The sequence below is a fragment of the Deinococcus sp. genome (assembly GCF_025362455.1).
Lineage (GTDB): Bacteria > Deinococcota > Deinococci > Deinococcales > Deinococcaceae > Deinococcus.
On sequence record NZ_JANYGJ010000052.1, the window covers coordinates 1 to 6,894 of the forward strand.

Here is a 6,894-nt window from a genome sequence, read left to right on the forward strand (position 1 = left end):
AAGACGCGGGCAGGCGTGCCCAGGCGGACTTGCAAAGCTCCGCAGGAGAGGAGTGGCATCCTCATGGGGACGAGTGGCGTCCTCATGGGCGTCCGTTCACGAGGACAGTCCGTTCACGACGACAGTCCGTTGTGCCCAAGAAGGCCAGGCTACAGCGCTCCTCACCGCCTGACGACCACCTCGCCCATGCCTGGCGTCAGCTTGATGTCCTGGGTGGTGGTGGTGCCGCCCACGGTGACGCTCAGCTTGTAGTCGCCGTAAAAGCCCCGCGTGCTGTACGTTCCTGCCGCGCTCGTCTGGCCGCTGGCCCTGGTCCACCATTTCCAGAAAATCAGGTCTTTGAACGCCTGGCCGTTGGGTTTGATGCTCCAGTCCTGGCGGTACAGCGCGGCGTTGGGCAGCCAGTGGTTGCCTTCCCAGAAACCCCACATGGTGAAACTGCTGACATTCTTATTCGAGAACATGACGGTCATGAAGTCGCGCAGGTAGTCGGCCTGAAGCGACTCGTCGGTCACGTTGACATCGAACTCGGTGATCGACAGCGGCACACCCAGCTCGCCGAAGCCGTCCAGGCGGGTGTTCAGCTCGGCGGGCGGGGTCAGCTTGTAGCCGAAGTGGCTCTGGAGCCCGATGCCTTCCAGCGGCGCGTTCAGCGCCTGCATCCGCCGCAGGATGCGCTTGAACTCCACGTCCGAGTTGCCTTCGCCGAGGTTGTTGGCGTCGTTGATGACCATCCGGGCAGCGGGGTCGAGCTTCTTGGCGAGCGTGAGCTGGGCGGCCATCTCGTCCTCGCCCAGCACCTTCGAGATGCGCTTGAGGGCGCTGGGCTCGTTGATGACGTCCCACTCGACGATTTTGCCTCTGGTCGCGCCCAGGATGTCGGCGAAATGGTCATCGATCCGCTTTTTCAGGGCGGCAGGGTTGCCGAAGAGGCCCGGCACGTCGCCCGGCAGGCAATAGTCCTGCTCACAGGGCCAGACCAGGTTGTGGCCGCGCACTGGAATGCCCTTGCTGGCAAAAAAATCGAGTGCCCGGAGCGCCAGAGGCTTGTTGTCCTCGTAGTCCGGCCATTTGAGGTCGCTTTCCAGCGCCACCCGGTTGAACAGCGTGGGAATGATGTCCTGGTATTTCTGGCCGTCGGGGCTTGGCTCAAACAGCGTTGTCGCCGTGACTGAGGTGCCGAACGGAAAGGCGTGGCGCTGCATGTCCAGTTTGATGGCCGCGCCGGACACCGGATTGCCCGCCGCGTCTTGCACCTTAACCGTCACGTCGCCCTTGCGGAGCTGCTCGATGCGCGCCGCCGCCGCCGCCCGCCAGGGGGCACTGGCGCTGCGTCCGGCGTAGGTGAATCCGGCGGAGGGCAGACTGCTCAGAGGCACGCCGGGGCCGTAATTTTTCAGCACCACCCCGCCCAGCTCGAAGCTCTGAGCGTCGTAGCCGAGTCGGAAGCGGGCGGCGCCGTTGCCCGCCGCGAAGTCCAGCAGCGCCTTGAACGGTGCGCTGTAGAGCCGCCACCGTGGGGAGAGCTGCACGCTGACCACGGCGGACGGTTCGTAGGTATCGCCCGATTCGAGCACGAACTCGGTCTGGGCCGGGCCGCCCACGCTCCGCGCCCAGAACTGCACCACCATCACGTCGCCCTTCTTGATGGCGGCGACGCTTCTGGCCGAGAGCTGCGAGAAGTACGGCTGCTCCAGCGGTGCCAGGCCGGTCACGCGCCAGGCCTGGGTGAAGCTGAGCCCGCTGACCGCGATGTTCTCCAGCTTTACCGCGCTGCTGGGGGAGTTCTGGAAGGCCGCGAAGGTGTCCTCGCCCAATACGTCGGCGCCGCCTGCGGGCAGGGCTTTAACCGCCTGGGTCTCGATCAGGTCGGGGTCTGAAGCTCCGCTTTGCTCCGACTGGGATTGGCTGACGGGCGCCGAAGTCGAGCAGGCGCCCAGCAGCAGCGCGGAGATGAGCAGCAGGGCAGGGAGTGTCAATGAACGGTGAATCGTTGGGTGAGTCATGCTGAGCCTCCTGAATAGGGGAAAGCCTGGGTGAATGGCGCCGCGCCGCTGGTGTTCGGCGTCTTCGTCCACCACCGCCTGAATGAAAGCCTGACACCGCCAGACCATGCAGACCGGTAAAGCGAGGCGCGCCTCCTGGCGACCCCGAACTCCTGAGAGTGACTTGCCTTACCTTAAGGTCGGCGAATGAGGAACCTCAGCCTGTTGTGTGAGGCTAGCTACACTCTCGGTCAGTTGGGCGCCCCTCAAACCGGCTGGAGGCGCTGCGGCGCGGCGTATACGTTGAAGCGCCCACCTCTCACAAAACCGATCAGCGTCAGCCCCAGCGTCAGCGCCGTTTCGGCGGCCAGGCTGCTCGCCGCGCCCACCGTGACGACCACCGCCGCGCCCGCCAGCGCCGCCTTCTGCACGATCTCGAAGCCTGAGCGGCTGCTGGTCACCAGCATGCGGTTACTCAGCGGCAGTTGGCCCCGCTGCGCCGCCCAGCCGACCACCTTGTCCACCGCGTTGTGCCGCCCCACGTCCTCGAAAGCGCACAGGAGCTGTCCGTCCGGCGTGAACAGACCCGCCGCGTGCAGCCCTCCGGTGGAGTCGAAGCCCGGCTGGGCGCGGCGCAATCTCTCCGGCAGCGCCAGAATCAGCGCGGGCGAGAGCGGCGCCGCCGTCCAGATCGGGGCCGCCACGTCCAGGCTCAGCCGCTCGATGCTGCCCGACCCGCACACCCCACACGCCGCCGAGGTCAAGGTGGCCCGCACGGCGCTTCGCAGGCGCACGGCGTCCCCGAAGATCAGCATCACGTTCGGGTTGCCCGGCAGCGGCTGGATGTCGTTCACGGCGTCCGACAGCCCCTCGGCATGCAGCCAGCCGCGCACCAGTTCGGCGTCGTGCCCCGGTGTGCGCATGGTCAGGCTGAGGGTGGTGCCATCCGCCGTGCGACTGTCAGCCAGGCGCAGTTCCAGCGGCTCCTCGGCGGCCAGCAGGTCGTCACGGCGGCTGAACTGTCCGTCCCGGTACACCTGAACCGGCAGGGCCACCGTCGCCCCCTCACCCACCGACTCAGGGACAGTCACGGCCTAGGCGCGGGCCTTGAACAGCCCCCGGCCTGACCTTTTCCCCGACGGCTTCTGGCTGGTCTTGGGCGTCTGCGGCGTCGGCTGAATCTGGTCGTGGCGCCCGAACTCGGCCTGGTTGGCGGTGTCCTGCGTCTCGCCGCCCGCCTCGCGCAGTGCCCGCCCGGCGCCCTTGAGCAGCCCGAAGACGGCGCCCAGCGCCACCTGCACGTCCCGGTCTGCCAGCAGCTTGAGCAGCTCGCCCAGGCCCACGCCTTTGCCCTGGGCCACGCTGCGGGCGCCCTCGCGGATGCCCGCCTCGACGGCGTTGCCGAGCTGCCCCAGTGCCTGCGGCTCCAGCGTACCGAAGGTTTTGGTCAGCTCGATGAAGTTGCGAATCGCCGTCAGGGAACTGTCCTCGCTGAGCGTGTCCAGCAGGGCGCTGCTGAGGCCGCTGCCGCCCTTGGTCAGCTTGTAGACGGTATTGAGCACACCTGCCTCGTGCAACTCACGCAGCAGTTTCAGCGCTTCGGTGAGGGCCTCGGCGCTGTCTTCCTGGGCCGTTTCGATCTGCTGCCTGGGGGATTTAGGCGGGGCGGTGTAGTCGAGTGGCTTGGCCATGTATGCTCCTTCGGAGGGCGTGTGGCGTGTGGCTCGTGGAAACAGATGGGGAAGAGAGTTTCCTGACCCCTCTACCTGGGGGAGAGGGGCCTCGCGGAGCAAGGGGGTGAGGGCTCCTCAGTCGTCGGCCCCCAGCGCGTCCGATCTGCTGTTCAGACTGGCGCCCTCCAGGGGCAGGCTGCTGCCGGGGAAGGCGTAGTCGGGCCTGGCCCACTTGCGCTGAACCTCGACGCCTTTTTGCGGCGTGCCCTTGTGGTAGCGGTGATTATGCCTGGGCAGCGGGTTCTCGCCGAAAGCGGGCAGCACCTCCATCCGCACCGACAGGTCCTTGTAGGCGGGCGTATGGGTGGCCGGGTCGGTATGAGAACCGGTCAGGAAGTTGATCATCTGCGAGGAATCCTGGGCGTTCATCGGCACGTAGAGTTCCCTGCCCTCTACTCTGTCACTGACCAGTGCCCGCAGCCGGATGGCCCCGGAGCGCGAGACCAGCCGCACGAACTGGCCGGTTTCTACGCCGCGCTGCGCCGCCAGAGCCGGGCTCATCTCCACGAAGGCGTCCGGCACCTGCGAGGTGAGGCCCTTAGATTTGAAGGTCATCATGCCCTCGTGGAAGTGCTCCAGCATCCGCCCGTTGTTGACGTGCAGATCGAATTCGGTACCTTGTGGCTCGGTGCGGGGAATGAACCTGGCCGGATACAGCCGCGCCTTCTTGTCCGGAAAGTGAAAGCCCTCGGTGTAGAGCAGCGGCGTGTCGGTGCCGTCGCTGTGAACAGGCCAGCACAGGCTCCTGAAGCCTTCCAGGCGCTCGTAGGTCACGCCAGACAGAATCGGCATCAGGCTGGCCGCCTCGGCCATGATCTCGGACGGGTGCGTGTAGTTCCAGTCGGCGCCCAGCGCCTGGGCGACCATCTGAATCGCCTGCCAGTCGGGCTTGCTCCCCTTGAGCGGCGGCATCACCTCATACAGCCGCTGGATGCGGCGCTCGGTGTTGGTGAACGTGCCCTCTTTTTCCAGGCTGGGCGAGGCGGGCAGCACCACGTCGGCGAATCTGGCCGTCTCGCTGAAAAACAGGTCCTGAATGACGAAAAACTCCAGGTTCGACAGCGCCGCGCTGGTAAAGTTGGCGTTGGCGTCCACCAGTCCCAGATCCTCGCCGACCAGATACAGCGATTTGAGTTTGCCCTCGTGGGCGGCGTGGATCATCAAGGTGTTGTCCAGGCCGTTTTCCGTCTTGATCTTCACGCCCCAGGCCGCCTCGAACTTGCCCCGCGCCTCGTCGTCCTCGATATGCTGGTAGCCGGGCAGGTGGGCGGGCATGGCGCCCATGTCGGAGGCGCCCTGCACGTTGTTGTGGCCGCGCAGCGGGTAGGCCCCGGTGCCGGTTCGCATGTAGTTGCCGCTGACCAGCAGCAGATTGCTGATCGCCGTGCTGGTTTCCGAGCCGGTCATCTGCTGGGTGACGCCCATCGCCCATAGAATGCAGGTGCCGCTGGAGGCGTGAATCATCTCGGCGACCTGTTTGAGCGTGGCGACGCTCAGGCCGGTCTCGCGTTCGGCGTACTCCAGGGTGAACTCGGCGACGCTTGAGCGGAATTCCTCCAACCCGTTGACGTGCGTATCCAGAAAGTCCTGGGCGGCCATATCGTTATCGAGCAGGTACTTGGCCACCGCCGAGACCCAGATGAAATCGCTGCCGGGTTTGGGATGCAGGTGCAGGTCGGCCCGCTCGGCCATCTCGTTTTTGCGCAGGTCGGCGACGATCAGTTTCTGGCCGTGCAGTTTGTGGGCACGCTTCACGCGGGTCGCCAGCACCGGGTGGCTCTCAGCGGTGTTGGAGCCCACAATAATCACCAGCCCCGCCGCCTCGATGTCCTTGATGGTGCCGGAATCGCCGCCGTAGCCTACCGTGCGCCACAGGCCCATCGTCGCGGGCGACTGGCAGTAGCGCGAGCAGTTGTCGATGTTGTTGGTCCCGATGACCTGCCGGGCCAGCTTCTGCATCAGGTAAGCTTCCTCGTTGGTGCATTTGCTGGACGCGATGAAGCCCAGGGCGTCCTCGCCGTGCGCGTGTTTAATTTCGTGCATCCGCCGGGCGATGTACCGGGTGGCCTCCTCCCAGCTCGCTTCGCGCCAGTGCTCGCCCTCGCGGATCAGCGGCGAGGTCAGGCGGTCTTGGCTGGTCACGTAGTCCCAGCCGAACTTGCCCTTGATACAGGTGCTGACGCCGTTGGCCGGGCCTTCCAGCGGCTCGACTTTCAGGATGTGCCGGTCCTGGGTCCACACCTCGAAGGCGCAGCCCACCCCACAGTAGGTGCAGACGGTCTTGGTGCGCTTGTTGAACTCCTCGCGGGCGGCGGCCTCGATCTCGGAGACGGCGAAGATGGCGCCGTAACCGCTGCTGGGTTCGGCGCCCTTGACCACGCCCACCGCCGCATCGAAGACCGGTAGCGGAATGCCGGTGAACAGTCCGGCGTGCCCCAGCATCGACTTTTCCTGTAAGGCGTTACAGGGGCAGACCGTCACGCAGTGCCCGCAGCTCACGCAACTGCTGTCGCCAATCGGCTGCCCGCCGTCCCACAGCACGCGGGGGTTGTTGTCTTCCCAGTTGATGCTCAGGGTCTCGTTGACTTGCAAGTTCTGGCACGCCTCCACGCAGCGCCCGCACAGAATGCACTGGTCGGGGTCGTAGCGGTAGAAGGGATTGGAGTCGTCCTTGGCGTAGGGCTTGGGCTCCCAGGGCCGCGCCTGATGCTGGATGCCCAGCAATTCCACCGTGTTATGGACCGTGCAGTTGCCGTTGCTGTTGTCGCAGACCGTGCAGTACAGGTCGTGATTCGCCAGTATCCGGTCCATGCCCTCGCGCTGGGCGACTCTGGCGGCGCCCGTCTGGGTCCGCACCGTCATGCCCGCCCGCACCGGCGTGCCACACGCCCGTGACAGTACGCCGTCCACTTCCACGATGCAGGTGTCGCAGGTCTGGATGCTGCCGAGCTGCGGGTGATAGCAGACCTGCGAGAGTTCGATGTGCGCTCTGTTGATGGCGTCGATGAGCAACTCGCCCGACAGGCCGCCGAACTTCGCGCCGTCGATCTGCACTTGTACGGGCACGGTGCCGCGCAGGGGTCCGGCGTCGGGCTGGCCTGCGATTCCGGTGTAGCGCGGGTTAGGCGTCTCACCGGTGTGCTCAGAGGCGCGCTGGAGCAGGTGCCCCTCGTCTA

Annotated in this window: 4 protein-coding genes; all 4 read right to left on the reverse strand. The window is 65.9% G+C overall.

Annotated elements, in window-relative coordinates:
- Positions 1-161 precede the first annotated feature (161 nt).
- Entirely contained in the window at positions 162-2,006 is a 1,845-nt protein-coding gene (locus Q0R23_RS03695; protein WP_293910492.1) for an endo-1,4-beta-xylanase, read from the reverse strand.
- Positions 2,007-2,251: 245 nt separating this feature from the next.
- Positions 2,252-3,076 carry a formate dehydrogenase accessory sulfurtransferase FdhD gene (gene fdhD, locus Q0R23_RS03700; protein WP_293910494.1) on the reverse strand — a complete coding sequence of 275 codons (825 nt, stop codon included), beginning with the start codon at positions 3,074-3,076 and terminating at the stop codon, positions 2,252-2,254.
- 3 nt (positions 3,077-3,079) lie between these two features.
- Positions 3,080-3,676, reverse strand: a complete 597-nt coding sequence (locus Q0R23_RS03705; protein WP_293910496.1) for a DUF1641 domain-containing protein — start codon at positions 3,674-3,676, stop codon at positions 3,080-3,082.
- 117 nt (positions 3,677-3,793) lie between these two features.
- On the reverse strand, positions 3,794-6,784 hold the full coding sequence (fdhF, locus tag Q0R23_RS03710; RefSeq protein WP_293910498.1) for a formate dehydrogenase subunit alpha: 2,991 nt from the start codon (positions 6,782-6,784) through the stop codon (positions 3,794-3,796).
- Positions 6,785-6,894 lie beyond the last annotated feature (110 nt).

Coding starts and splice junctions, on each gene's coding strand:
- Q0R23_RS03695 (WP_293910492.1), bottom strand. CDS start 2,006: ATGACTCACCCAACGATTCACCGTTCATTGACACTCCCTGCCCTGCTG.
- Q0R23_RS03705 (WP_293910496.1), bottom strand. CDS start 3,676: ATGGCCAAGCCACTCGACTACACCGCCCCGCCTAAATCCCCCAGGCAG.